Raw genomic sequence first — 24,692 nt, 5'->3', positions numbered from 1 at the left:
TTTCCTTTCGGAGCGATCACCGTGACGCCTGAATCACACTCCCCGACCGGCACGGACGGCCCCACCCTCGCCCCGCCCCCCGGCTGCCCCGCCCACGGCACGGGCCCCGGCGGCCTCCGCCGCCTCTACGGCCCCGAGGCGGAGGACCTGGGAGCCGTCTACGAGAAACTCCGCGCGGAACACGGCCCGGTGGCCCCCGCCCTCCTCCATGACGACGTGCCGATCTGGGTGGTGCTCGGGCATGGGGAGAACATGCACATGGTGAGTACGCCGTCGCAGTTCTGCAAGGACAGCCGGCTGTGGACTCCCATGCTGGACGGCGCGGTCAAGCCCGATCACCCGCTGATGCCGTACTTCGCCTGGCAGCCCATCTGCGCCCACGCCGAGGGCGACGAGCACCTGCGGTTGCGCGGCGCGGTCACCGGCGCCATGTCGACCATCGACCACCGGGGCATCCGCCGTCACATCAACCGGGCGACCCAGCACCTCGTCAACCAGTTCTGCGAGGAGGGCAGGGCCGACCTGGTCGGCCAGTTCGCCGAGCATCTGCCCATGGCGGTCCTGTGCGAGATCCTCGGCATGCCCGAGGAGTACGGCGACCGGCTCGTGCAGGCCACCCGCGACTGTCTCAAGGGCAGCGACACCGCGCTCGCCAGCCACGCCTATGTCATGGAGGTCCTCAGTCGCCTCGCCGTCCGCCGCCGGGCCCGGCCCGAGGAGGACTTCACCAGCCACCTCGTCACCCATCCGGCCGGGCTCACCGACGACGAGGTCAGGGAACACCTGCGTGTGGTGCTCCTCGCCGCCTACGAGACCACGGCCAACCTCCTCGCCAACGTGCTGCGCATGGTGCTCACCGAACCGGGCTTCCGGGCCCAGCTGAAGGGCGGCCAGATGACCGTGCCCGAGGCGGTCGAGCAGTCCCTGTGGGACGAGCCGCCGTTCAGCACCGTGTTCGCCTACTTCGCCAAGCAGGAGACCGAACTGGGCGGCCAGCGCATCCGCAAGGGCGACGGACTCCTCCTCGGCATGGCACCGGGCAACGTCGATCCGCGCGTCCGCCCCGACCTCAAGGCCAACATGCAGGGCAACCGCTCGCACCTCGCCTTCGGCGGCGGCCCTCATGAATGCCCGGGTCAGGACATCGGCCGTGCCATCGCCGACGTCGGTGTCGACGCGCTGCTGATGCGCGTTCCGGACATCCGGCTCGCCTGCGCGGAGCACGAGCTGCGCTGGCGGTCGTCCATCGGCAACCGGCACCTGGTGGAACTGCCGGTGACGTTCACACCGAAGTCCCAGCAGGACATCATGGAACGGCCGTCCGTCAACCCGGTGCGCCGACAGCACCCGAACGACTGGGAGATCAGCCCCGAGCGGGCGCGGCCCACGGTACCGGCCCCCGCCGCGCCGGCCGACGAGCCCGCTTCCGCGCCCACTCCGTCGTCCGGGCCCGAACCCGCCCGTCCGTCGGGCGTGTTGCGCCGCCTCCTGCGCTGGTGGCGAGGCGAGTGAGCCGACCGGCCACCGTCGTCATCCCGCCCACTCCTCGTACGACGGCCAGGCCCGCAGCACACGCGGGCTGACGAACCGGTGCTCGCGTCCCGTGACCGGATCGGTGAACTCCAGCGCCCGCGCCAGCAGTTGGAGCGGACGCCGGAAGTCCCCGGCCGCCGCGGGCGCGGCCACCACCGGATAGAGGGGATCGCCGAGAATCGGCACCCCCAGAGCGCTCATGTGCACCCGCAGTTGGTGCGTCTGCCCGGTACTCGGCACCAGCCGGTACCGGGCGAGCCCGTCACGGTGCTCCAGCAGCTCCACCCGGCTGACGGCGTTGGGCTCGCCCTCCACCTCGCGGGCCGCCTGCACCCCACGCTCCTTGACGATCCGGCTGCGCACCGTGCGCGGCAGGTCCAGCGCCGGGTCGTACGGGGCCACCGCCTCGTACTCCTTCACCACCCGTCTGTCACGGAACAGCGACTGGTAGGCGCCGCGCTCCTCCGGTCGCACGATGAACAGCAGCAGCCCCGCCGTCAGCCGGTCCAGCCGGTGGGCCGCGCCCAGTGCCGGGATCTCCAGCTGCCGTCGCAGCCGCGCCAGGGCCGTCTCGACGACATGGCTGCCGCGCGGGGTGGTGGCCAGGAAATGCGGCTTGTCGGCCACCACCATGTGCTCGTCCCGGTACACGACGTCGATCGCGAAGGGCACGCGCTCCTCGTCCGGCGGTTCCCGGTGGAACCACACGAACATCCCCGGCACGTACTCCATGTCCCGCGGCACCGGGCGCCCGCCGCCGTCCACGATCCGTCCCTCGTCGAGCATGGCGTCGATCACTCCGGGCCCGGCCGAGAGCCGTGCCACGAGATGATCCCGCACGGTCGCCCACGCGCCCCCGGCCGGCAACCGCACCCGCACCGGATCCACCCCGTCGCGCTGCGGCAGCGGAGAGGGCGGGGGCGGAGTGCGACGTCTCACACGATCAAGCGTACGTGGCGGTGGCGACCGGACGGTGATCACGGCCTGGGCGTCGGTACGTCTCCTGGGGCGGGCGCCCGGTACCGCTCGGCGATCGTCGTCCACACGTCCACGGCGGCGAGGTGGCAACGCATCACGTCCAGGACCGCCGCCAGCTGCTCACGATCGCTGCCGTTGAGCTGCAACCGTTCGCACAGTGCCGGGAGCTGGACGTTCTCGAGGTCTTCGTACTCCGTCTGCCTGGCCGCGCGCAGCCGGGTGATCAGGGTCGCCGCCTCGTCGACGGAGGTGTCCAGGAACCTCGCGTACACGAGGACGAAGTTGCACGTCTCGTCCTCGTGCTCGACCTCCCGGCGGTAGGAGCGGACGTCGTTGTAGAGCGTCTGCAGGTCGGTCCAGGCGTCCATCAGCGCGCGGAACGGACGGGACAGACGCACGCGCGCCGGCACCTCCGCGGCGGCCACGTGCTCGGCGAGGGAGAGCCCGACATAGCCACCGAATGAGCCGCGGCGGCGGACGAGATACTCGGCCGGATCAGGAACGCGCCCACCGCACATGCATTCCAGCTCCCAGCACTGTCCATCGGCATATTCCAGCACGGCATTTCGCATATTGCGTTTCCAGTCCCTCGACCGGGTCGGCGTCATCCGTGTCCATAAATCGGCGAGGGAACGCTCAATGGGGTGCTTCGGTATCGCGTAGGAGATTCCGTCCACCGGCATGAACAGCGAGAGCCGGTCCACCAGGGCCCGCGCTCCCGCGAGGTCGCGTTCGGCCTTGAACGTCCGTGGAAACAGCAGGTCGAGGGCGAACATCCATGCGTAGAGGTGGTACGCCAAGAACAGCTCATCCTCTGCCGCACCGGGATAGCACCACGCGGTGCAGTCGGCGAGTCCGATGGCCGCCCACTCGTCCGGATCGGCTGCGACGGGCAGGAGTCCCATGTCGTAAGTCCATACGTCGCCCTCGCGATTCAGCAGGTCGACGCTAGGGTTCCCCTGCCATGAGTAAAGCATTCGGAGCGAGGATGTGCTCATCGTGCTGATCTCCTGTCGGGTATTCAAGGCCGGCGTGAGCAGTGAGTTTCAGACAGGGGGAGGCCCTCGGGTAACCGGGCGGGAGCAGAGAATTCCACGATGCCCTCCGGGTGGCGGAGTCGACCAGGTTCGTGAACTGCGCGCTGTGCTCCGGCCCCGTGGCTGTCTCATGCGTGGAGGGGGATCGTGGATTCTCTCCACCTTCCGCTGCGCCTGCGGGTTTAGTCAACTGTTCGAGGCGATTTGGACCTTGCGGAAGGCGCCGTCACGCAGTAGCGCGCGGTGCGCCCCGGCGGCAGGAGGCCTCGCGTTCTCAGTGATCCGCCGGATGGCCCGGTCGGCCGCGTGTACATGTGGACACCACCTCCACGGGCCCGGACGCGGCACTCCCTCGCGCCGTCAAGCCGCCCTGAAAAGCTTCTACTTCGGACCATGCGATGGCTTTCGACGCTCGGAAAGGGCGCCGACCCCGGCGCATGGAGCTGTTCCGGCGCATGGAACCGCCCTCCGCAGGTCGGATGCGCGGCTTCATGCGCCGTCCAGTGCGCCGTCCGTGCTATGTCCCCGTCCGGGACGACAAGGCCTGTCGCGGGGGGAATCGAGCCGAATCCGGGAGAGCCCGGACAGGTCACGCGGCGGAGCGCACACGTCCCGCGCGTATGAGCCGGTACAGAACTCCGAGCACCACCGTGGCCAGCAGGAACAGCACGGTGAACCACTGGAAGTACCAGTGGCCGCCCGCCGGGTCGTACACCTCGGCGCGGGGCCAGGCCAGGTTGACGGTCATGAAGAGGCCGTAGAGGAGGGCGAGGGCGTTGACGGGGATGCCCAGGCGGCCGAGGGAGAAGAGGGGGCTGCCGGTCTCGTCGGTGCCGCCGGAGGGGAGCGTGCCCTTGAGACGGCGGACCAGGAGCGGGCCGGTGACCATCGCGTACGCCAGGTACAGCATCACGATGCAGGTGGTGCCGATGGCCAGGAACGCCTCCGGCGAGGCGAAGTTGAGGAGCAGCAGGGCGGCGGCGAGGACGCCGACGACCACGGCGGGAGCGGTGGGCATCCCGGTGCGCGGGTTGACCTTGGCGAGCCGCCCGGCGAAGGGGAGCTGGCCGTCGCGGGCCATCGAGAACAGCATGCGGCAGGCCGACGTCTGGATCGCGAGCGTCGCCACGGTGATCGCCACCACCACGTCGGCGAGCAGGAACCGGCCCACCCCGTCGCCGAGGCTGCTGGTCAGGACGTAGCTAAGACCGTCCACGCCCAGTCGCCCGTCGGTGAGGCTCGGCGCGGCCAGCAGTCCGGCCAGGACCAGGAGGCCGCCGAGCAGGCCGGCCGCGCCCAGCGCCGTGAGGATCGTGCGGGGCGCGGTGCGGCGGGGGTTGTGTGTCTCCTCGCTCATCTCGCCCGCGCTGTCGAAGCCGATCATCACGTACGCCGCCATGAACGAGCCCACCAGCAGGGCGCCGAGGAGGTCGCTGCTGCCCTCGGCGGTGTGGAAGGTGATGCCGGGCGAGCGCTCGGAGTGGGTGAGGAGCAGGACGATGATGAGGACCGCGCCGATGATCTCGGCGGTCACGCCCACCCGGTTGACCACGGACAGCACCCGGTTGTCGAGGACGTTCACGAACGTGGTGAGGGCCAGCAGGATCACGCCCAGGACGGCCGCGTTCGCCGCGCCCGTCGCCGTGGTGGGCGTCGGGTCGCCGCCCACGATCTGGAAGCCCGACCAGATCGCGGGCATCACCATCTGCAGCGCGAGCGCCGCCGCCGCGACCACCACGATCTGGCCGATCACCATGATCCAGCCGGCGAACCAGCCGAAGGTCCGGTTGGACAGACGCGAGGACCATTGGTAGATCGCGCCCGAGATCGGGTAGCGCGCCGCCAGTTCCGCGAAGCAGGCGGCCACCAGCAGTTGGCCGAGGAGTACCGCCGGCCAGGTCCAGAAGAAGACCGGGCCGCCGAACGCGTACCCGAAGGCGAAGAACTGGAAGACGGTCGTGAGGACCGAGATGAAGGAGAAACCGGCGGCGAACGAGGCGTATCTGCTCAGACTGCGGTGCAGCTCCTGGCGGTAGCCGAACTCGATCAGCGAGCCGTCGTCGGGGGAGTGGGGTGGCTCCGGGCGTATGTCGGGGGCGGTGCTCGTCATGGCGGCAACCTGCTTTCGCACGAGCGGCGCGAGCGTTCGCGCGCGAGCGTTCACGCACGAGCGGCGCGAATTCCTGTCGGGCGACAGAAATTAGGGGAGGCCTGTGTCGCGCGTGTCACGCGACCGTGTCCGGAGCGAGCCCAAATCCTCACGACCACGGCCGGGGCGGGTAGTTGGGGGAAGGGAGGGGGAGAGGGGTGCGGAGAAGGGCGGGGGACGGGGGCGCGTGCGGGTCGGGGGCTTGTGCGAGGATCCCCGGATGAGTGATGTGTCGGCCTTCTGCCGGCTTCTCCCGGGCGCCCCCGAGTCACCCGTGCTGCTGCATGTGCCGCACAGCTCCCGGGTGATCCCGGCGGCCGTACGGGACGGGATCGTGCTCGACGACGCCGCGCTGGAGCGGGAGTTGGACCACATCACCGACGCGTACACGGACCGGATCGCCGGGCGGGCCGCCGAGCGGTCGGGCGTGCGGCCCTGGAGGTTCGTGAATCGGCTGTCCCGGCTGGTCGTCGACCCCGAGCGGTTCCCGGACGAGCGGGAGGAGATGCTCGCGGTGGGCATGGGGGCGGTCTATACGAGGACCACGCACGGCGAGGTGCTCCGCCGGGCCGGGGACGACGGCCGGCCGCCGGAGGGTGGGCGGGTGCCGGAGGGTGGGCGGGCGCTCGTCGACGCCTACTTCCATCCGTACGCCGCCGCCATGACCGACGCCGTGGCGGAGCGGCTGGCGGCCGTGGGGCGGGCCGTGGTCGTCGACGTCCACTCGTATCCGAGCGAGTCCCTGCCGTACGAGCTGCACGGTGACGGTCCCCGGCCGCCCGTCTGTCTGGGCACCGACCCCTTCCACACCCCGGCCGGGCTGCTGGCCGCCGCCGAGGAGGCGTTCGCCGGGTTCGGCGGCACCGGCGTCAACAGCCCGTTCGGGGGCACGTACGTCCCGCTGAGGTACTACGGGCGCGACCCGAGGGTGACCGCGCTGATGATCGAGATCCGCCGGGATGTGTACATGGCGGAGCCGGGCGGGGCGGCGACGGGGCCGGGGACGGCCGCGCTCGCGGACGCGCTGGCCCGGCTGGTGGATGTGCTCACGACCGGCTGAGGGTTCCCGGTCGGCCCCGCCGCGCGTCTCGGTCGACGTCGGCGCGGCCGATGCGGGGGCCGTCCGCGCGTGTGACCGCCGGATCGGTCGCCGCATCGCTCGGCGGATCCCCGACGGCCCTCTTCGTCCGCATGGGCCCGGCGGGTCCGGGCCCCGGCGTTCACTCCGTCGTCGGCGTGCCCTCCTGCTCCGCCTCCACGCGGGCGTTCCACTCCCGCTTCGACGCCTGCCAGCCGTCCTCGTCGTGGCCGAGGCGCCAGTAGCCGGAGATGGACAGGTCCTCGCGGGGGACGGCGAGTTCGACGCGGAGGAGGCGGCGGAGTTCCTTCACGAAGGCCGCCTCGCCGTGCACGAAGGCGTGCGGACGGCCCTCGGGGAAGCGCAGGGCGCGTACGGCCTCGACCAGGGCGGCGCCGACGGGACGGTCGCCGCGGTGCAGCCAGACGACCTCCACATCGGAGTTGATCTTCTGCTCCTCCTCGGGCCCGGCGACCTCGACGATCGCGTGGACGCGGGCACCGTCGGGCAGGGCCTCCAGGGAGGCGCCGATCGCCGGCAGGGCGCTCTCGTCGCCGACGAGGAGATGCCAGTCGGCCTCCGGGTCGGGCGCGTACGCGCCGCCGGGGCCGAGGAAGCGGACCAGCTCGCCCGGCTGGACCCGGGTGGCCCAGGGGCCGGCGATGCCCTCGTCGCCGTGGAGCACGAAGTCGATGGTCAGCTCGCCCGGTTCGGGGTCCCAGGCACGCACGGTGTACGTCCGGGTCACGGGCCACTGCTCCCGGGGGAACTCCGCGCGGATCCGCTCCAGGTCGAAGGGCTCCGGGTAGGTGACACCCTCGGGGCCGAACAGGAGCTTCACGTAGTGATCGGTGCTGCCGCGCGGTGAGAACTCCGCGAGGCCGTCGCCGCCGAGTACGACGCGCTGCATGTGCGGGGTCAGCCGCTCGGTGCGGACGACTCGCGCGGAGTGGGGCTTCGGGGTCCTGCGTACCGGACGCTCTGCCATGACGGCCTCCCAAATACCTAGCTAAGGCTTACCTAAGTTATCATCTCCCCCTTGTTGGCACCCCACGCTCGTGGCGCGTGCGAGGACTTCACGATGTGAATCGCGCCTCAGAGCCCTCACCACCGCAGTGTCACCCCACCCTCCGGCGTACGCCCCGCTCACGGGGGCGTCCCTCTCACGCCTGCAGTGTGGTGAGCAGCCGTTGCAGCGAACCGCCGAGTCCCCAGCGGGTCGCGAGTGCCTCCAGCGCCGCCGGGTCCCGCGGTTCGCGCGGCAGAGCCGTGTCGACGTCCGGCAAGGGTACGTCCGCGGCCACCAGGACCACCTTCGGGGCGACCGCGACATACGGCCGCGCCTCGTCCAGCCGCTTGCGCTGCGACGGGGTGAGCTTCGCCGCCGGGTCGTCGACCGCGGCCATGATCCCGGCCAGATCGCCGAACTGGTCGAGCAGCTTCGCCGCCGTCTTCTCACCGATACCGGGCACCCCGGGCAGTCCGTCGCTCGGGTCGCCGCGCAGCAGCGCCAGATCCGCGTACCCGCGCCCGACCACCCCGTACTTCTCCCGCAGCCACGCCTCGTCGGTCAGCTGCAGCGTGCCCACGCCCTTCAGGGGGTAGAGCACCCGCACGCCGCGCCCGTCGTCGACCAGCTGGTACAGATCGCGGTCGCCGGTGACGATGTCGACCGGGTCCTTCGCCAGGGCCGTGAAGGTGCCGATCACGTCGTCCGCCTCGTACCCGGCGACGCCCACGCGCGCGATGCCGAGCGCGTCGAGCACCGCCTCGATGACCGGCACCTGCGGCGACAGCGTGTCCGGCACCTCCTCCTCGTCCGGCCCGGCCGCGCGCTCCTCGGCCACACGGTGCGCCTTGTAGGAGGGGATCAGGTCGACCCGCCACTGTGGCCGCCAGTCCGCGTCCATGCACGCGACCAGGTCCGTCGGCCGGTGGTCCTTGACCAGCCGGTCGATGAACTCGAGCAGCCCGCGCACGGCGTTCACCGGGGTGCCGTCCGGGGCCTTCACGGATTCCGGCACCCCGAAGTAGGCACGGAAGTACAACGAGGCGGTGTCGAGGAGCATCAGACGTCGGGTCACGCCCCGCATCATGCCGTACGCCACCGACACCCGGCTCCCGACGAGCCCCGCGCGCGGGGGCGTGCGACCGTCCGTGCCATGGGCTCGCGCCCGCCTCGCGCGTCTGTTCGGCAACCGTCCGTGGCACCCGTACGCCCCCACCTGCGTACCCCGCGTACCCCGCGCACCCCGTGCGCCCCTTGCACCCACCCCGTGAACACCCCTGACCTGCGGTGAACGCCCTGTGAAGCGGGCCACTGTCACGTTTGTCCCCGAAGGGCCGGGGCAGGCGCGGCCCCGGAGCAGCGTCGGCCCGGGGTCCCCGGGACCACCGGCCGGGCGGGCCGATCCCGCCGCGCTCCACGGCAGACCTGCGGGGCGGGGAGACGAGCCGTTCCGTTGCGATCCGAGAGGTGCATGTGTCAGCCAAGGAGTCGGCCGAGGGGCCGGCCAAGGAATCGTCCAGACTCGAAGCCGAGGGCCTGTTCAAGGTCTTCGGCCGACGACCCGATGACGCGGTGGACCGGCTGAGGTCCGGCGCCGACCGCGAGGAACTGCGTGCCGAGGGCACCACCACCACCGTGATCGACGCCTCCTTCACGGTGGAGCCGGGCCAGATCTTCGTCGTCATGGGCCTGTCCGGGTCCGGCAAGTCCACATTGCTGCGCATGCTCAACGGGCTCCTGGAGCCCACCGCCGGCCATGTCCGCTTCGGCGGCCGGGACCTGACCGAGATCGGCGACCGTGAACTGCGGGAGGTGCGCGCCCACGGCATCAGCATGGTCTTCCAGCACTTCGCGCTGTTCCCGCACCGCAGCGTCCTGGAGAACGCCGCGTACGGCCTGGAGGTCCAGGGCGTTCCGCGCGCCGAGCGGCTGCGGCGGGCCGGCGAGGCGCTCGCCCTGTGCGGTCTGGCGGGCTGGGAGAAGTCCTGGCCGGACGAGCTGTCCGGCGGTATGCAGCAGCGCGTGGGCCTGGCCCGCGCCCTCGCCACCGACGCCGATCTGCTGCTGATGGACGAGTCGTTCAGCGCGCTCGACCCGCTGATCCGCCGGGACATGCAGGACCAGCTGCTGGAACTCCAGCAGACCCTGAAGAAGACCATCGTCTTCATCACGCACGACCTCAACGAGGCCATGCGCCTGGGCGACCGCATCGCCGTGATGCGCGACGGCCGGATCGTGCGGACCGGCACCGCCGAGGACATCCTGATCCGTCCCGCCGACGACTACGTGGCCTCCTTCACCCAGGACGTCGACCGCTCCCGGGTGCTCACCGCCGAGGCCGTGATGGACACCGCCGTACGAGGCGACGAGGCGGACTGCGGCTGCGAGACGGCCGCTCCGGACACCTCCTTCGCGGAGCTGTGCGCGATCGCCGCCCGTCTCTCCCACCCCGTCGCGGTGGTCGACGAGGGAGGGCACCGCCGTCGGTGTCGTCCCCCAGCGCCGGCTGATCGGCTTCCTCGGCGACCAGCACGACCAGCTGGGCGAGGGCGACGCGCAGGGCGAGCCCCTGCCGTGCGACGCCCCGCGCGGGAAGCATGTACGGGTGGTGAAGGCCAGTGCCTAGGATCCACATCGGCGACTGGGTCGCCCACGGCGTCGACTGGCTGCGCGACAACCTCGGGCCGGTCGTCGACCTGATCAAGGTCGTCGTCGAGACCATGATCGGCCCGCTGTACACCGGGCTCTCCACCGGGCAGATCGACGTCGAGTTCGACGCCTGGCTGCCGGTCGCGCAGAAGTCGTACTGGGACAAGTACAAGAACGACCTCGTCGACCTCGGCGCCTGGTACGACAGGACCTCGCTGGAGATCGCCGTCCCGTCGTACGTCAAGGGCGTGCGCACGATGGACGATCTGCGCACGCACAAGGACGAGTTCAAGGGCCGGATCGTCGGCATCGAGCCCGGCACGGGCCAGATGGTCCGGCTGGAGAAGACGGTCATGCCCGCCTACGGGCTGTCCGACCTCAAGCTCACCAGGGCCGGGACGAGTTCGATGCTCGCCGAACTGGACCGGGCCTACGCGAAGAAGGAGCCGATCGCCGTCGTGCCCTGGTCGCCGCACTGGGCGTACGACAAGTACGACCTCACCCGGCTCGCCGACCCCGAGAAGACCTGGGGCGCGAACACCCAGATCCGTACGCTCGCCGGAAAGGGCTTCCCGAAGAAGTACTCCGAGCTGAACGGCTGGCTGAAGAACTGGCACATGACCCCGGACGAGCTGATGAGCCTGGAGCAGGCCATCCAGGAGGCCGGACGCGGTCAGGAGGACGAGGGCGTCGAGAAGTGGATCGACGCGCATCCGGGGATCGTCGACGAGATGGCCCCCGTGAAGTAGGAAGCAGCCGGTACGCGACGCCCCGAACGGACACGGGGGGTCGCGTACTGACGTACGAGAAAGATCCGGACAACCCTGTGGCGGTCCGCACCCGCCGGGTCACGTGGCCCTCCGGCCGGTGGGGCGGACCGCGCTCGCGTCCTCAACTCCGTTCCGCCCTCCACGGCTTCATGACGTGGAGGGCGGTCGCGGTGTCCGGCCGGACCGTGTCCTCGCTGCGCGGGACGGCTTCGACGGCAGGTGGACGCGCGTACGCGATCCGGTGACGGGGTGTGCCGGACGGGCCACCCCACGCGATCGCCGGGGCGGCGGATCCCCTCGCCGTGCCGCGCCCGGAGGCCCCGGGAAGGCGGGCGCGACGGTGGCGCCACTGGCGCGAAGTGTGAGCATGGACCCCCTGCCGGTTTACAGGGATGTGACGGCCGCATGAAACGGTTTGCCGAACATGCGTAGGGTGCAGAGAACTCCTCAGGAGAAACGTGCCCGATGAGTACCGGACGGGTGGGCATCCGTAACCGGACCTGTGAGCGTTCGCGAGCCCACCCGGTGGGCGTCCGCGAGCCGACCGACGAGCGAAGGAGGGAGCCGGAGCGATGGGCGACCACAAAGAACAGCCCCTTCGGGTGGGCGCGGCCGTCCGGCGGCGGCGCCGGGCACAGCAGCTCACCCTCGCCGCCGTGGCCGAGCGCAGCGGCCTGTCGGTCCCCTTCCTGAGCCAGGTCGAGAACGAACGGGCCCGCCCCAGCAGGCCCTCCCTGGACCGCATCGCGGACGCCCTCGGCACCACCGCAGTGGAACTCCTCGCGGCGGCCGACCCGGCGTGCAGCGTCGATGTCGTGCGCGCCGCCGACGAGGACGGTTTCACGCCCCCCGACTCCTGCTCGCGCTCCCTGGTGCGCGGTCACCACCAGCTGCACGCCATGGAGTTCACCGGCGACCACGACGAGGGACGCGAGGTCCAGCACCGCAACGACGAACTGATGTACGTCGTCGAGGGCGCCGTCGAGGTCGAGGCCGAGGGCCGCGCCCATCGTCTCGGGCGCGGCGACACGCTGTACATGTCCGGTGGCGTACGGCACCGCTGGCGGGCCACCGAGCCGGAGACCCGGGTGATCGTGGTGGCCGTCGCGGACCACATCGAGGCGCTGGAGGACCGGCACCGGCAGGGCGCGTGAGCCCGGCCATGCGCCCCCTGTCCTCCGTGCCCTCCCTGTCCTCCGCGCCCTCCGGTCCCCGTGTCGTCTCCCTCGTCCCGTCGCTGACGGAGGCCGTCGCCGTGACGCTGCCCGGTGTGCTGGTGGGGGCCACCGACTGGTGCGCCCACCCGGATGATCTTGATGTCGTCCGGATCGGCGGGACCAAGAACCCCAAGACCGAGGTCATCGCCCGGCTGGCCCCCGACCTCGTCATCGCCAACGAGGAGGAGAACCGCGAGCCCGACCTCACCGCCCTGCGGGAGGCCGGCGTCGAGGTCCTCGTCACCGAGGTACGGGACGTGCCGGGCGCCCTCACCGAACTGGACCGAGTGCTGCGCGCCTGCGGGGCCCGGTCCCGGCCACGCTGGCTGGACGAGGCGGAGTCGGCGTGGTCCCGGCCGCCGGGCGCGGACGCGGCGGAGACCGGACCGCTGACGCCCGGCCGTCGTACGACCGCCGTGGTGCCCATCTGGCGCCGCCCCTGGATGGTCCTCGGCCGGGACACCTTCGCCGGTGACGTCCTCGCCCGGCTGGGCGTGGACCATCTGTACACCGGGCACGCGGAACGCTATCCCCGGATCCCCGTCGAGGAACTGCGGGCCGCCGCCCCCGATGTCGTGGTCCTGCCCGACGAGCCGTACCTCTTCACCGCCGACGACGGCCCCGAGGCGTTCCCCGGCCTGCCGTGCGCCCTGGTCAGCGGCCGTCATCTCACCTGGTACGGGCCGTCGTTGGCCGAGGCCCCGCGGGTGCTGGGCGAGGCGCTGCGAGCAGCTCACCGCTGACCAGACCGCGCGCCGTGCACCCGGCGGCCGTCAGCCAGGCCGCGAGCAGCAGCACGTACAGAGCGACGGCGAGGACGTCGAGGGCGACCAGCCCCGTGTGCCGGGCCAGCCCCTCCGCGCCGGTCGCACAGGTGCCGACCGGGAACGTGAACGCCCACCAGCCCAGCGAGAACCCCATGCCCCGCCGCCGGGCCCGCACGACCATCGCCGCGGCCAGCGCGAGCCAGAGCAGCGCGAAGCCCATGACGGGGACGCCGTAGACCACGGCGAAGGCGGTGAGGCCCCGCGGGTACGGGGTCGGTACGGCGTCGGGGGCCGCGTCGGCGAGGTTGCCGGCGGCGGTCGTCGACTGCCCGAGGGGGCCCAGGACCAGGAAGAGGCTCGGGGTGAGGGCGAGCGGCAGCGGCCCCGCCGTGACCAGCCGGCCGAACACCAGCGGCAGCACCAGCAGCGTGGCCAGCAGGCTCAGCCCGAACAGCGCGAGACAGCCGAACAGCAGCGTCTGCCGGGCCTGCCCCGGCGGCAGATACGGGACGAGCGGCGGGCCGAGCGCGGCGGAGACCATGGGCGCGACGAGGGGGAGCAGCAGGACGGGCGTCACCTGCGACGGCTCGATCCGGTGCCGGACCACCATCAGATACGGCACGACGACGGCGGCGACCACGCCCATGGCCGTCCCGGCGCCGAAGAGCACGACGTCCACCGCGACGGCCGCGCGCGTCCCGATCCAGTCCCGGCCGACGACCAGGGCACCGCCGCCGACGGCCAGCAGGGCCATGGAGAGGCAGCCGTGGAAGGGGGCCACGGCCGGGTCGAGGAGGTGGGCTCGGGCCTGGTCGCGGTGGTGGGCCCAGTGCAGCGCGCGGGCGCCGAGGACGGCGACCAGGGCGAGGAGCGCGAGCGCCCAGACCGCCGCGCAGGCCGTCCGCAGTCCCGGGACGTCCAGGGGGAGCCCGGCACCGGCCGAGGCCACGATCGCGGTGCCCATGACCGGGGCGTACCAGTTCGGGCCGAGGTGGCGGAGGGCGGGGAGACGGGGGTGCGGGCGGGGCAGGACGGGTTGGCCGGGCTGGGCGGGGTGAGTGGGGTGAGTGGGGGGAATGGTGGGGGCGGGGCGTACTGCGGTGGCCATGCTTCGAGCGTCCCGCCGCCGCGCGGGGGCCACCAGGGAGTCCCCTTGCATGGGGGCATAAGCTGGGGTTATGAGTGAGACGAGCGAGGGGCGGGGCGGGCTGGCCCACCGGGTGCCGGATCTCGGGGCGCTCGAACTGCTGCTGGCCGTGGCCCGGCTGGGCTCGCTCGGGCGGGCGGCGCGGGAGCTGGGGATCACCCAGCCGGCCGCGAGCAGCCGGATCCGGTCCATGGAACGGCAGTTGGGGGTCGCGCTGGTCGACCGGTCGCCGCGCGGGTCCCGGCTCACGGACGCGGGGGCGCTGGTCACGGACTGGGCCCGGCGGATCGTGGAGGCGGCCGAGGCGTTCGACGTGGGCGCGCAGGCGCTGCGGGACCGGCGGGACTCCCGGCTCCGGGTCGCCGCGAGCATGACGATCGCCGAGTATCTGCTGCCCGGCTGGCTCATCGCGCTGCGCACCGCGCGTCCGGACACGGCGGTGTCGCTGCTCGCGGGGAACTCGACGGTCGTCGCGGAGCGGCTGCTCGCGGACGAGGCCGATCTCGGGTTCGTCGAGGGGCCGACGGTGCCGGCCGGGCTGGACGCGGCCGTGATAGCCCACGACCACCTGATCGTGGTGACCGCGCCCAGCCATCCCTGGGCGCGCCGTCGCAAGCCTCTGGAGGCGGCCGAGCTGGCCGCCACGCCGCTGATCCTCCGGGAGAAGGGGTCGGGCACGCGCCAGGTTCTGGAGGCGGCGCTCGGCGGTCTGGCCCGGCCGCTCATCGAGCTGTCCTCGACGACGGCGGTGAAGTCCTCGGCGCTGAGCGGTGCGGGGCCGGCGGTGCTGAGCGAACTGGCCCTCGGGGAGGAGCTCTCCGCTCGGCGTCTGGTGCGTGTTCCCGTGGACGGGGTGCGGCTGCGGCGGGCGTTGCGGGCGGTCTGGCCCACGGGGCACCGGCCCGCGGGGCCGGCGCGGGATCTGTTGGGGCTCACCCGGGGCGCCCCGGTCGGCTGACCCGGGCTTTCCTCGCCCCCGCCGCCCCTACCCGTCCCATCCCCAGGGGCTGCGCCCCTTCGACCCCCTTCGCGCTCCGCGCGGGGTGGGTTCGTTCTCGGCCGCCGGTCCGGTGGGGGCTGGTCGCGCAGTTCCCCGCGCCCCGGAAAAAGCAGGGGCCGCGCCCCGTGCTTTTCCAACGGACCGCAGGGGCCGTTGTTCTCAGGGGCGCGGGGAACTGCGCGAGAAGCCCCCACCGGAGCCGCACCCGCCGACGAACCCGCACCCCCCACTCATTAGGCGCCCCGGCCCACTCACGCCGCCGCTGTCGTGAGCGCTCGCATCACGCGCAGGTCCTCGCCCATCTCCGGGTGCCACTGGACGCCCAGTACCCACGCGGGGTCGGGGAGTTCGATGGCCTCGATCGTGCCGTCGCAGGCGTGGGCGGAGGGGAGGAGGCCGGTGCCGAGGCGGTCGACGGCCTGGTGGTGGTACGTGGGGACGTCGGTCTCCTCGGGGACGAGGTCGCCGTAGCGGGTGCCTGGCACGGGCTTCACGGCGTGGCGGCCGAAGACGCCGACCTCGGCCACATGGTCGTCGAGGTGCTGGACCAGCGTGCCGCCGAGGGCGACGTTCAGGAGCTGCATGCCCCGACAGATGCCCAGGAGGGGCGTGCCGGTGTCCAGCGCCGCCCGGATCAGCGCCAGCTCCCACGCGTCCCGCGCGGGCGAGGGCGGGCCGCAGCGCGGGGAGCGCTCCGCGCCGTACAGGGCGGGATCCACGTCGGGGCCACCCGCGACGACCAGGCCGTCGAGGCGGGCGACCGCCCCGGCGGCGTACGACGGGTCGTCCGGTGGCAGCATCGCCGCGACGCCGCCCGCCGCCTGCACGAGCCGGGGGTAGCCGACGGGCAGCAGCGCCGCCTCCAGCTCCCAGACGCCCCAGCGCGCGCCGGACTCCAGATACGTACTCACACCGATCAACGGCCTGGTCACACATGCTCCTCACACAGGAAACGCGGCAGACGGAACCGTCAGTCCCGGGCCAACTCTGCCTCGGCGGCGGCCAGTGCGGCGAATTCCTCCTCCGGCGCCTTCGCCACCAGGTGCTTTCGGCTGTAGAGCCCGAAGTACGCCGCCGCGACCGCGTACACGCCGAGCGCGATGAACGCGGCCGTCACGTCCACCAGGAAGGTCGCCACCAGCGCCGAGCAGGCGAGGACGAGGGCGACCGAGGAGGTCAGCACACCGCCCGGTGTGCGGTACGGCCGCTCAAGACCCGGCTCCCGGCGGCGCAGGACGATGTGCGAGAGGGACATCAGGGCGTAGCTGATCGTGGCGCCGAAGACGGCGATGTTCACCATCCGGCCGCCGTCCCCGGTGGCCGCGGCCAGCGCGAAACCGATCGCGCCCGGCACCAGCAGACCCAGATACGGGGCCTTGCGACTGCTGGTGAGGGACAGCACGCGGGGGAGGTAGCCGGCCCGGGAGAGGGCGAAGAGCTGCCGGGAGCCCGCGTAGATCAGGGAGAAGAAGGAGGCCACGAGGCCGGCCAGACCGGCGTAGTTCACGAACCGGCTGAGCGTGGTGGCCTTGCCGTCCGGCTGGAGCGCCTCGACCAGCGGGTTGCCGGCCGCCTGGATGGCGTTGGAGCCGCGCGCCCCGGCCGCCGCGAAGAAGGTGATCACGGCCAGCACCACGAGGATGCCCATCGACCAGCGGATCGCCTTCGGCAGCGTACGGGCCGGGTCCCTGGTCTCCTCGGCGGCCAGCGGCACGCCCTCGACGCCCAGGAAGAACCACATGCCGAACGGGAACGCCGCCCAGATCCCGAGCAGCCCCATCGGCAGCCAGGAACTCGCGCCGAAGGCGGAGGAGTCGACCGGGATGTCGTCGAGCGCGGACACGCTGAAGTCCGGCAGCGCGCCCAGCGCGAACACGATCAGGGCGAAGACCGCGATGCCGGTGACGACGAAGCTGGCGATCAGCGCCTCGCCGACACCCCACAGGTGGATGCCGATGAACGCCGCGAAGCAGAACAGGTACACCGGCCAGCTGGACGTCAGCCCGAACAGGCCCAGCGACTCGATGTAGTCGCCGATGAAGATCACGATGGCGGCGGGGGCGAGCACGTACTCGATCAGGATCGCCGTGCCGGTCAGGAAGCCGCCCCAGGGGCCGAGCGCCCGGCGCGCGAAGCCGTAGCCGCCGCCCGCCGTGGGCAGGATCGCGGACAGCTCGGCGAGGGCGAAGACCAGGCAGGCGTACATGGTGCCCATGAGGACCGTGGCGATCGCCAGGCCGCCGAAGCCGCCCTTCGCGAGGCCGAGGTTCCAGCCGGAGAAGTCGCCGGAGACGACATAGGCGACGCCGAGGCCGGTCAGCAGCACCCAGCCGGCGCTGCCCCGGCGGAGCGTACGGCGCTCCAGATAGTCGTCCGCCGCATCGGCGGTGTCCGTGGCTTTCAGGGACATGGCGCACTCTCCCCACTCAAAGGAATGGATGCATACCTTTGTGGGGTGGGTGTCCGAAAGCAATACCCCTGCGTTAACCGAACGTAAATCGTGCTCCTCCCGGGGTGTGGTCCCACCCCGGGAGCTCGCCTCGGGAGCTCACCCCAGGAAGCCACGCAGCAGGGCCGCCGTGCCGGCGCAGTGCTCGCGCATGATCTCCCGCGCCGCCTCCGCGTCCTCGTCGAGCACGGCCTCCACCAGGGCGGTGTGCTGCTGCTGCGAGTGCTCCAGGTTCCGCACCAGCAGCGGGATGCAGTCGAGGAGTTCATTGACCCCGGCGCGTACGCCCGCGTACTGGGCCGCGAGCGACGGGGAGCCGGACAGCTCGGCGATCGTGAGGTGCAGCAGGGTGTCCAGTCGGCGGTACTCCGTGAGCGGCGCGTTGTGCGTACGGGCCAGCGCCGTCCGCAGCCGCTCGACCTCCGCGCCGGTCAGACCGTGTGCCGCGCACAGACCGGCCGCGCCCACCTCCAGCACCTCGCGGAACCGCAGGGTGTCCTCGACGTCGATGTCCTTCAGCCGGCGGCGCAGCTCGTCCTCGCCCGGGGTGTCCACCCGCGGCAGCACGAACGTTCCTCCGTACCGCCCGCGCCGCGCCTCGATCAGCCCCTGGTCCTGGAGCACCTTCAGCACCTCGCGCAGCGTCACCCGGCTGATCCCGAGCCGCTCGGCCAGGTCGCGCTCCGCCGGCAGCCGCTCGCCGCCCGGCACCAGCCCCAGCCGGACCACCTGGAGGATCTGCTCCAGGGCCTCCTCGAAGCCGTTGCCGGCCCGCACCGGCCGCAGCACGGACGCCAGCCGGTCGTCGGCCCACGGAGTATCCGGTTCCGCCCCTGTCCGTGACATATGGCGGTTCCCCCTTCCCAACTAATGGTTACGGGTAATACCTTATGGCTCCCCGGATGGCTGCATGGCTCCCGGACGGCCGAAGAAGCCCCTAGGAGGCTTTCCCGTGGCAGACCGCACACCCCCGCTCACCGTCGAGGAACTCCACACCCTCGTCGCGGGCGGTGAGATCGACACTGTCGTCCTGGCCTTCCCCGACATGCAAGGGCGCCTCCAGGGCAAGCGGTTCGCCGCGCGCTTCTTCCTCGACGACGTCCTCGCCCACGGCACCGAGGGCTGCAACTACCTCCTCGCCGTCGACACCGAGATGAACACCGTCGACGGCTACGCGATGTCCTCCTGGGACCGCGGCTACGGCGACTTCGCCATGATCCCGGACCTCAGCACTTTGCGCCGGGTGCCGTGGAACGAGGGCACGGCCATGCTCATCGCCGACCTCGCCTGGAACGACGGCTCCCCGGTCGTCGCCGCGCCCCGCCAGATCCTGCGCCGCCAGCTGGAGCGCCTCGCCGAACTCGGCTACACCGCCAACGTCGGCACCGAGCTGGAGTTCATCGTCTTCAAGGACACCTACGAGCAGGCCTGGGATGCCGGCTACAAGGGGCTGACCCCGGCCAACCAGTACAACATCGACTACTCGGTCCTCGGCACCGGCCGTATCGAGCCCCTGCTCCGCCGGATCCGCAACGAGATGGCCGCCGCCGGGCTGACCGTCGAGTCCGCCAAGGGCGAGTGCAACCCCGGGCAGCACGAGATCGCCTTCAAGTACGACGAGGCCCTCGTCACCTGCGACCAGCACGCGGTCTACAAGACCGGCGCCAAGGAGATCGCCTCGCAGGAGGGCATGTCGCTCACCTTCATGGCGAAGTACAACGAGCGCGAGGGCAACTCCTGTCACATCCACCTCTCCCTCGCGGACGCGGACGGCGTCAACGTCATGGCCGCCGGGCAGGAGATGTCCCAGGTCATGCGCTACTTCCTCGCGGGACAGCTGGCCGCGCTCCGCGACTTCTCGCTGCTCTACGCCCCCAACATCAACTCCTACAAACGGTTCCAGCCGGGCTCCTTCGCCCCCACCGCCGTGGCCTGGGGCTACGACAACCGCACCTGCGCCCTGCGCGTCGTCGGCCACGGCCGCTCGATGCGCTTCGAGAACCGGCTCCCCGGCGGTGACGTCAACCCGCACCTCGCCGTCGCCGGACTGATCGCGGCCGGGCTGTACGGCATCGAGCAGAAGCTCGAACTGCCGGAGGTGTGCGCAGGGAACGCCTATGCCGCCGACTACGCCCATGTGCCGACCACCCTCCGCGAGGCCGCCGAGCTGTGGGAGAACAGCCCCATCGCCAAGGCCGCCTTCGGCGACGAGGTCGTCGCGCACTACCTGAACATGGCCCGCGTCGAACTGGCCGCCTTCGACGCCGCCGTGACCGACTGGGAGCTGCGCCGCTCCTTCGAACGCCTGTGAGGAACGACGTGTCCGAGCACCACACCCTGGACATCCTCAACCCGGCGACGGAGGAGGTGATCGCCACCGTTCCGGGCGCCGCCGCGCAGGACGTGGACGCGGCCGTGCGCCGGGCCGCCGAGGCCCAGCGCGCCTGGGCCGCCGTCGCCCCGGCCGACCGGGCCCGGCTGCTGCGCCGCTTCGCCGCGACCGTCGACGACCACCTCGAAGAACTCGCCCGCCTGGAGGTCCGCGAGGCCGGCCACACCCTCGGCAACGCCCGCTGGGAGGCCGGCAACGTCCGCGACCTGCTCGACTACGCCGCCGGCGGCGTCGAGCGGCTCTCCGGCCGGCAGATCCCGGTGCCGGGCGGCCTGAACGTCACGATCCTCGAACCGCTCGGGGTCGTCGGCGTGATCGCGCCCTGGAACTTCCCCATGCCGATCGCCGCCTGGGGCACCGCCCCCGCGCTCGCCGCGGGCAACGCCGTGCTCCTCAAGCCCGCCGAGACCACCCCGCTCACCGCGCTGCGCCTCGCCGAACTCGCCCTGGAGGCCGGACTCCCGGAACACCTCTTCCAGGTCCTGCCCGGCCGCGGCGACATCACCGGCGAGGCCCTCGTCCGGCACCCCGGCGTCGCCAAGATCGTCTTCACCGGCTCCACCCGCACCGGCAAGCGCGTCATGGAACTCTGCGCCGACCAGGTCAAGCAGGTCACCCTCGAACTCGGCGGCAAGAGCCCCAACATCGTCTTCGCCGACGCCGACCTCAGGACCGCCGTCGACCCGTTCTCCTTCCTCGACAACGCCGGCCAGGACTGCTGCGCCCGCACCCGGATCCTCGTCCAGGAGTCCGTGTACGACGAGGTCCACGCCCTCCTCGCCGAGAGCCTGGCCGCCGTGGTCGTGGGCGACCCCGCCGACGAGAAGACCCAGATGGGCCCGCTGATCTCCCGTCAGCAACTGGACCGCGTACGGGAGTTCGTGCCCGACGAGGCCGCCGCGCTGCGGGGCGGCGCCCCCGAGGGACCCGGCTTCTGGTTCCCGCCGACCGTGCTCACCGGGGAACGGCCCGACTCCGCCGCCGCCCGCGAGGAGATCTTCGGCCCCGTCGCCGTGCTGCTGCCCTTCACCGACGAGGCGGACGCGATCCGGCTCGCCAACGACACCCCGTACGGTCTCTCCGGCTCCATCTGGACCCGGGACGTCGGCCGCGCCCTGCGCGTCTCGCGGGGCGTCCGGGCGGGCAACCTGTCCGTCAACTCGCACTCCAGCGTCCGCTACTGGACCCCCTTCGGCGGGTTCAAGCAGTCCGGCCTCGGCCGCGAGCTGGGCCCGGACGCCCTGACCGCCTTCACCGAAACCAAGAACGTCTTCATCAGCACGGAGGGCCCCGCACAGTGACCGAACAGAGTGTTTGCCGCCGTCTCGTCGGCCGTACCGCCGTCATCACCGGCGCCGGCAGCGGTATCGGCCTCGCCACCGCGCGCCGGCTCGCCGCCGAGGGCGCGCACGTCGTCTGCGGCGACCTGGACGAGGCCCGCGGCAAGGCCGCCGCCGAGGAGGTCGGCGGACTCTTCGTGAAGGTCGACGTCACCGACGCCGAGCAGGTCGACGCGCTCTTCAGGACCGCGTTCGACACCTACGGCAGCGTCGACATCGCGTTCAACAACGCGGGCATCTCGCCGCCCGACGACGACTCCATCCTGGAGACCGGCCTGGAGGCCTGGAAGCGGGTCCAGGAGGTCAACCTCACCTCCGTGTACCTGTGCTGCAAGGCCGCGATCCCCTACATGCGCAGCCAGGGCAAGGGCTCGATCATCAACACCGCGTCCTTCGTGGCCCGGATGGGCGCGGCCACCTCCCAGATCTCGTACACGGCCTCCAAGGGCGGTGTCCTCGCCATGTCCCGGGAACTGGGCGTGCAGTTCGCGCGGGAGGGCATCCGCGTCAACGCGCTCTGCCCCGGCCCGGTCAACACCCCCCTCCTCCAGGAGCTGTTCGCCAAGGACCCGGAGCGGGCCGCGCGCCGGCTCGTGCACATCCCGGTCGGACGGTTCGCCGAGGCCACCGAGATCGCGGCGGCCGTCGCGTTCCTCGCCAGCGACGACTCCTCGTTCGTGAACGCCACCGACTTCCTGGTCGACGGCGGTATCTCGGGCGCGTACGTCACCCCGCTCTAGGGCTACCGGAACACCGGCACCACCGGTGTGATTAGAGTGCCGGGATGAGCAGTTCGCCGCCGCCCGGCTGGTACCGCGACCCGTCCTACCCGCTCACCGAGCGCTGGTGGGACGGGACCGCGTGGACGGACCACCGGCGCCAGCCGGAGCAGCCCGTGCCACCGGTGGTCCCCGCGCAGGCACCCGCGCGCCGGGGCCCCGGACGCGCCAAGGCCGTCGCGCTGGCCGCCGTCGGGGCCGTCCTGGGCGCCGGGGCGGTCACGGGCGGCGTCCTGCTGCTCGGCGGGGACGGCGACGGGGACGGCGGCCGGGAGACGGCCGGGGCGACGACCTCCCCGACCGCCGGGGGCGACGACAGCCCGTCCCCGACGAAGCCCGCCACCGCGTCCCCCACCGGCGACCCGACCCGCGTCACGGACGACCTCAACGGCATCACGTTCCCCGTCCCCGACGGCTGGGAGAGCGGCGACGGATCCGGTGAGGACGACGCCGTCCTCGTCACGGACGGCACCTTCGACTGCCCCGGCGAGGGCGCGGTGTGCCGCGGTGGTGTCGTCGTCTCCCGGACCGTCACCGGCAGCGACGAGACCTCCCCGAAGACCCTCGCCGAGAACGACATCGAGGACGCCGCGAACGACGTCTTCGACCGGAACGTGCTGGACCGGCAGCCGTACGACGGCGTCACCGGCCACGAGGTCGCCGGCTCCGGCTCGGTCGCCGTCGCGGGCCGCGCCGGGTACTACGTGCGCTGGCGCGTCACCACCGGCGCGGGATCCGGCGGCTGGGTCCAGTCCCTCGTCTTCCCGTCCACCAGCGGCTCCGAGGCCCCCGTCCTGGTCCGCTTCGCCCTCGACGCGGGCGACGAGGGCCCGCCGCTCGCCGACATCGACGAGATCGTCGAGGGCATCCGCCCCGCGGGCGACGCGGACACGGGCACGGGCGACGACACGGGCGGGAGCACGGGGGGCGTGGGCAGCAGCCTCGGCCCCTCCTGAACCCGTCCCGGGCGTCGGGAACTCCGGCCTACAGGAACGTATGGCCCTCGCCGCGGTACGTCGGCACCGTCGACGTCACCTCGTCGCCCTCGACCAGGTGCAGCACGTCGAACCGCTCGCACAGCTCGCCCGCCTTGGCGTGCCGGAACCACACCTTGTCGCCGAGCAGCAGGTCGTCCGCGGGCGCGCCGAGCAGCGGGGTCTGCACCTCGCCCGGCCCCTCCTGCGGGTCGTACTTCAGCCCCTCCGGCAGATACGGCACCGGCAGCCGGTCCGCGCCGGGCGCGCCGGAGGCCGGGTAGCCGCCGCCCAGCACGGTGACGACCCCGACCCCGGGACGCCGTACGACGGGCATCGCGAACAGCGCGGCCGGACGCCCGCTGAACGACGTGTAGTTGTCGAACAGCCGGGGCACGTACAGGCCCGACCCGGCGCCGATCTCGGTGACCGCGTCCTCCGCCGCCGTGTGCTGCACACTGCCCGTGCCGCCGCCGTTGACGAACTCCAGGTCCGGCGCCACCCGCCGTACGGCGCGCACGACCTCGGCCCGCCGCGCCGCCAGCTCCTTCTTCGCGGTGGCCTGCATCATCCGGATCGCCCGCGAACGGACCGGCCGCCCCGCCAACGAGTCGCCGACACCGGCGATATGACCCTCGTACGCCATGATCCCGACCAGCTTGAACCCCGGGCGCTCGGCGACCGCGCGGGCCATGTCGGCGACCTGCGCGGGGGAGTGCAGCGGGGAGCGCCGCGCGCCCACGCGCACCCGTCCGCCCAGCAGCTTCAGCGAGGTGTCCAACTCCAGGCAGACGCGCACCACTTCGGTGCCGCCCCGCCGGGAGTCGTCGATCAGCCTGAGCTGGGCGGGGTCGTCGACCATCACGGTCACCGCGGCGGCGAGCTTGGGGTCGCCCGCCAGCTCGGCGACGGCCTCGTGGTCGGCCGAGGGGTAGGCGAGGAGGACGTCGTCGAACCCGGAACGGGCCAGCCACAGGGACTCGGCGAGGGTGAACGACATGATGCCCTCGAAGCCCTCCCGGGCCAGGACCCGCTCCAGGAGCGCCCGGCAGCGAACGGACTTGCTCGCGACGCGGATCGGCTTGCCGCCGGCCCTGCGGAGGAGGTCGTCGGCGTTCGCGTCGAAGGCGTCGAGGTCGACGATCGCGAGAGGGGCGTCGAGATGAGCTGTGGCCCGGTCGTACCGGGCCCGGTCGGCGGCGCGCGCAGTCATGCGTGAAGCCTGCCAGACATGATTACCGCAGGGTAGGGGGACGTTCCGGGCTAAAGCCACGGTCCCGCGGACTGGTTCCCGTTCGACCGGGGCCAACCCGTAGAGTGACGCGCACGCAGGGACGACCTCGACGGGGATGCCGATCCGCTGCCACGGGTATGGCTTGCCCTGTGGTGTCGGCGGATCGTCAGTGGGGTGACTCCCGGTTTTG

20 protein-coding genes and 1 pseudogene are annotated in these 24,692 nt (G+C 72.1%); 11 read left to right on the top strand and 10 right to left on the bottom strand.

Annotated elements, in window-relative coordinates:
- The first annotated feature begins 21 nt into the window (after positions 1 to 21).
- Positions 22 to 1,512, top strand: coding sequence for a cytochrome P450 (locus F9278_RS07720; protein WP_152167612.1), 1,491 nt, complete (start codon positions 22 to 24; stop codon positions 1,510 to 1,512).
- Positions 1,513 to 1,530: 18 nt separating this feature from the next.
- Here the strand turns inward: F9278_RS07720 and F9278_RS07715 are convergent, their stop codons facing one another.
- The 3 genes from F9278_RS07715 to F9278_RS07705 form a co-directional block, all read right to left on the bottom strand.
- Positions 1,531 to 2,472 carry an RluA family pseudouridine synthase gene (locus F9278_RS07715; RefSeq protein ID WP_152167611.1) on the bottom strand — a complete coding sequence of 314 codons (942 nt, stop codon included), beginning with the start codon at positions 2,470 to 2,472 and terminating at the stop codon, positions 1,531 to 1,533.
- Positions 2,473 to 2,510: 38 nt separating this feature from the next.
- Positions 2,511 to 3,416, bottom strand: a complete 906-nt coding sequence (locus F9278_RS07710) for a terpene synthase family protein (RefSeq protein WP_226966668.1) — start codon at positions 3,414 to 3,416, stop codon at positions 2,511 to 2,513.
- 721 nt (positions 3,417 to 4,137) lie between these two features.
- Entirely contained in the window at positions 4,138 to 5,658 is a 1,521-nt protein-coding gene (locus F9278_RS07705) for an amino acid permease (RefSeq protein ID WP_152167609.1), read from the bottom strand.
- Between the two features lie 259 nt (positions 5,659 to 5,917).
- Between F9278_RS07705 and F9278_RS07700 the strand changes: the two genes are divergently transcribed.
- Positions 5,918 to 6,757 (top strand): N-formylglutamate amidohydrolase, encoded by an 840-nt coding sequence (locus F9278_RS07700; protein WP_152167608.1) that lies wholly within the window; start codon positions 5,918 to 5,920, stop codon positions 6,755 to 6,757.
- Positions 6,758 to 6,917: 160 nt separating this feature from the next.
- Here the strand turns inward: F9278_RS07700 and F9278_RS07695 are convergent, their stop codons facing one another.
- Both F9278_RS07695 and F9278_RS07690 read right to left on the bottom strand, forming a co-directional pair.
- Positions 6,918 to 7,763 (bottom strand): siderophore-interacting protein, encoded by an 846-nt coding sequence (locus F9278_RS07695; protein WP_152167607.1) that lies wholly within the window; start codon positions 7,761 to 7,763, stop codon positions 6,918 to 6,920.
- A 175-nt stretch (positions 7,764 to 7,938) separates the two neighbouring features.
- The gene (locus tag F9278_RS07690; RefSeq protein ID WP_152167606.1) at positions 7,939 to 8,883 is read right to left on the bottom strand and encodes a 5'-3' exonuclease; all 945 of its coding nucleotides are present in this window, start codon (positions 8,881 to 8,883) and stop codon (positions 7,939 to 7,941) included.
- A gap of 437 nt (positions 8,884 to 9,320) precedes the next feature.
- On the opposite strand from F9278_RS07690, the pseudogene F9278_RS07685 reads away from it, so the two are divergent.
- The 4 genes and pseudogenes from F9278_RS07685 to F9278_RS07670 all read left to right on the top strand — a co-directional run bounded on the left by F9278_RS07685 (position 9,321) and on the right by F9278_RS07670 (position 13,163).
- Positions 9,321 to 10,410: pseudogene (locus F9278_RS07685) on the top strand (quaternary amine ABC transporter ATP-binding protein).
- Positions 10,403 to 11,182 carry a glycine betaine ABC transporter substrate-binding protein gene (locus F9278_RS07680; protein ID WP_226966667.1) on the top strand — a complete coding sequence of 260 codons (780 nt, stop codon included), beginning with the start codon at positions 10,403 to 10,405 and terminating at the stop codon, positions 11,180 to 11,182. The pseudogene F9278_RS07685 and the gene F9278_RS07680 overlap by 8 nt, the downstream one beginning before the upstream one ends.
- Before the next feature lie 593 nt (positions 11,183 to 11,775).
- Entirely contained in the window at positions 11,776 to 12,357 is a 582-nt protein-coding gene (locus F9278_RS07675) for a helix-turn-helix domain-containing protein (protein WP_152167605.1), read from the top strand.
- Positions 12,358 to 12,365: 8 nt separating this feature from the next.
- On the top strand, positions 12,366 to 13,163 hold the full coding sequence (locus tag F9278_RS07670; RefSeq protein ID WP_152167604.1) for a helical backbone metal receptor: 798 nt from the start codon (positions 12,366 to 12,368) through the stop codon (positions 13,161 to 13,163).
- Here F9278_RS07670 and F9278_RS07665 read toward each other — a convergent pair.
- Positions 13,090 to 14,295, bottom strand: coding sequence for a TDT family transporter (locus F9278_RS07665; RefSeq protein ID WP_152167603.1), 1,206 nt, complete (start codon positions 14,293 to 14,295; stop codon positions 13,090 to 13,092). The two genes, F9278_RS07670 and F9278_RS07665, sit on opposite strands and share 74 nt — an antisense overlap.
- 70 nt (positions 14,296 to 14,365) lie before the next feature.
- On the opposite strand from F9278_RS07665, the gene F9278_RS07660 reads away from it, so the two are divergent.
- The gene (locus F9278_RS07660; protein WP_152167602.1) at positions 14,366 to 15,292 is read left to right on the top strand and encodes a LysR family transcriptional regulator; all 927 of its coding nucleotides are present in this window, start codon (positions 14,366 to 14,368) and stop codon (positions 15,290 to 15,292) included.
- Between the two features lie 293 nt (positions 15,293 to 15,585).
- Here the strand turns inward: F9278_RS07660 and F9278_RS07655 are convergent, their stop codons facing one another.
- The 3 genes from F9278_RS07655 to F9278_RS07645 all read right to left on the bottom strand — a co-directional run bounded on the left by F9278_RS07655 (position 15,586) and on the right by F9278_RS07645 (position 18,629).
- Entirely contained in the window at positions 15,586 to 16,266 is a 681-nt protein-coding gene (locus F9278_RS07655; RefSeq protein WP_152167601.1) for a gamma-glutamyl-gamma-aminobutyrate hydrolase family protein, read from the bottom strand.
- Positions 16,267 to 16,304: 38 nt separating this feature from the next.
- Complete coding sequence (gene eat / locus F9278_RS07650; RefSeq protein ID WP_152167600.1) at positions 16,305 to 17,744, bottom strand: ethanolamine permease; 1,440 nt, start codon at positions 17,742 to 17,744, stop codon at positions 16,305 to 16,307.
- A gap of 138 nt (positions 17,745 to 17,882) precedes the next feature.
- Positions 17,883 to 18,629 carry a FadR/GntR family transcriptional regulator gene (locus tag F9278_RS07645; protein ID WP_152167599.1) on the bottom strand — a complete coding sequence of 249 codons (747 nt, stop codon included), beginning with the start codon at positions 18,627 to 18,629 and terminating at the stop codon, positions 17,883 to 17,885.
- Between the two features lie 106 nt (positions 18,630 to 18,735).
- On the opposite strand from F9278_RS07645, the gene F9278_RS07640 reads away from it, so the two are divergent.
- The 4 genes from F9278_RS07640 to F9278_RS07625 are packed head-to-tail and all read left to right on the top strand — an operon-like array spanning position 18,736 to position 23,250.
- Positions 18,736 to 20,094 (top strand): glutamine synthetase family protein, encoded by a 1,359-nt coding sequence (locus F9278_RS07640; protein WP_152167598.1) that lies wholly within the window; start codon positions 18,736 to 18,738, stop codon positions 20,092 to 20,094.
- 8 nt (positions 20,095 to 20,102) lie between these two features.
- Entirely contained in the window at positions 20,103 to 21,476 is a 1,374-nt protein-coding gene (locus F9278_RS07635; protein ID WP_152167597.1) for an aldehyde dehydrogenase family protein, read from the top strand.
- Positions 21,473 to 22,255, top strand: coding sequence for a 3-oxoacyl-ACP reductase (locus tag F9278_RS07630; protein WP_152167596.1), 783 nt, complete (start codon positions 21,473 to 21,475; stop codon positions 22,253 to 22,255). Before F9278_RS07635 ends, F9278_RS07630 begins: the two co-directional genes overlap by 4 nt.
- 44 nt (positions 22,256 to 22,299) lie before the next feature.
- Complete coding sequence (locus tag F9278_RS07625; RefSeq protein WP_152167595.1) at positions 22,300 to 23,250, top strand: DUF2510 domain-containing protein; 951 nt, start codon at positions 22,300 to 22,302, stop codon at positions 23,248 to 23,250.
- 28 nt (positions 23,251 to 23,278) lie between these two features.
- Here F9278_RS07625 and F9278_RS07620 read toward each other — a convergent pair whose 3' ends face one another.
- Positions 23,279 to 24,481: an amino acid deaminase/aldolase gene (locus F9278_RS07620; protein WP_152167594.1), complete on the bottom strand. Its 1,203-nt coding sequence runs from the start codon at positions 24,479 to 24,481 to the stop codon at positions 23,279 to 23,281.
- Positions 24,482 to 24,692: the final 211 nt, after the last annotated feature.

The sequence above is a fragment of the Streptomyces phaeolivaceus genome, assembly GCF_009184865.1.
Classification (GTDB): domain Bacteria; phylum Actinomycetota; class Actinomycetes; order Streptomycetales; family Streptomycetaceae; genus Streptomyces; species Streptomyces phaeolivaceus.
This window is presented reverse-complemented; position numbering and strand designations above follow the sequence as displayed.

Excerpts from the sequence above, each read along its gene's own strand:
- F9278_RS07710 (WP_226966668.1), bottom strand. The coding sequence starts at position 3,416 with ATGGGACTCCTGCCCGTCGCAGCCGATCCGGACGAGTGGGCGGCCATC.
- F9278_RS07705 (WP_152167609.1), bottom strand. The coding sequence starts at position 5,658 with ATGACGAGCACCGCCCCCGACATACGCCCGGAGCCACCCCACTCCCCC.
- F9278_RS07700 (WP_152167608.1), top strand. The coding sequence starts at position 5,918 with ATGAGTGATGTGTCGGCCTTCTGCCGGCTTCTCCCGGGCGCCCCCGAG.
- F9278_RS07695 (WP_152167607.1), bottom strand. The coding sequence starts at position 7,763 with ATGGCAGAGCGTCCGGTACGCAGGACCCCGAAGCCCCACTCCGCGCGA.
- F9278_RS07675 (WP_152167605.1), top strand. The coding sequence starts at position 11,776 with ATGGGCGACCACAAAGAACAGCCCCTTCGGGTGGGCGCGGCCGTCCGG.
- F9278_RS07670 (WP_152167604.1), top strand. The coding sequence starts at position 12,366 with ATGCGCCCCCTGTCCTCCGTGCCCTCCCTGTCCTCCGCGCCCTCCGGT.
- F9278_RS07665 (WP_152167603.1), bottom strand. The coding sequence starts at position 14,295 with ATGGCCACCGCAGTACGCCCCGCCCCCACCATTCCCCCCACTCACCCC.
- F9278_RS07660 (WP_152167602.1), top strand. The coding sequence starts at position 14,366 with ATGAGTGAGACGAGCGAGGGGCGGGGCGGGCTGGCCCACCGGGTGCCG.
- eat (WP_152167600.1), bottom strand. The coding sequence starts at position 17,744 with ATGTCCCTGAAAGCCACGGACACCGCCGATGCGGCGGACGACTATCTG.
- F9278_RS07645 (WP_152167599.1), bottom strand. The coding sequence starts at position 18,629 with ATGTCACGGACAGGGGCGGAACCGGATACTCCGTGGGCCGACGACCGG.
- F9278_RS07625 (WP_152167595.1), top strand. The coding sequence starts at position 22,300 with ATGAGCAGTTCGCCGCCGCCCGGCTGGTACCGCGACCCGTCCTACCCG.
- F9278_RS07620 (WP_152167594.1), bottom strand. The coding sequence starts at position 24,481 with ATGACTGCGCGCGCCGCCGACCGGGCCCGGTACGACCGGGCCACAGCT.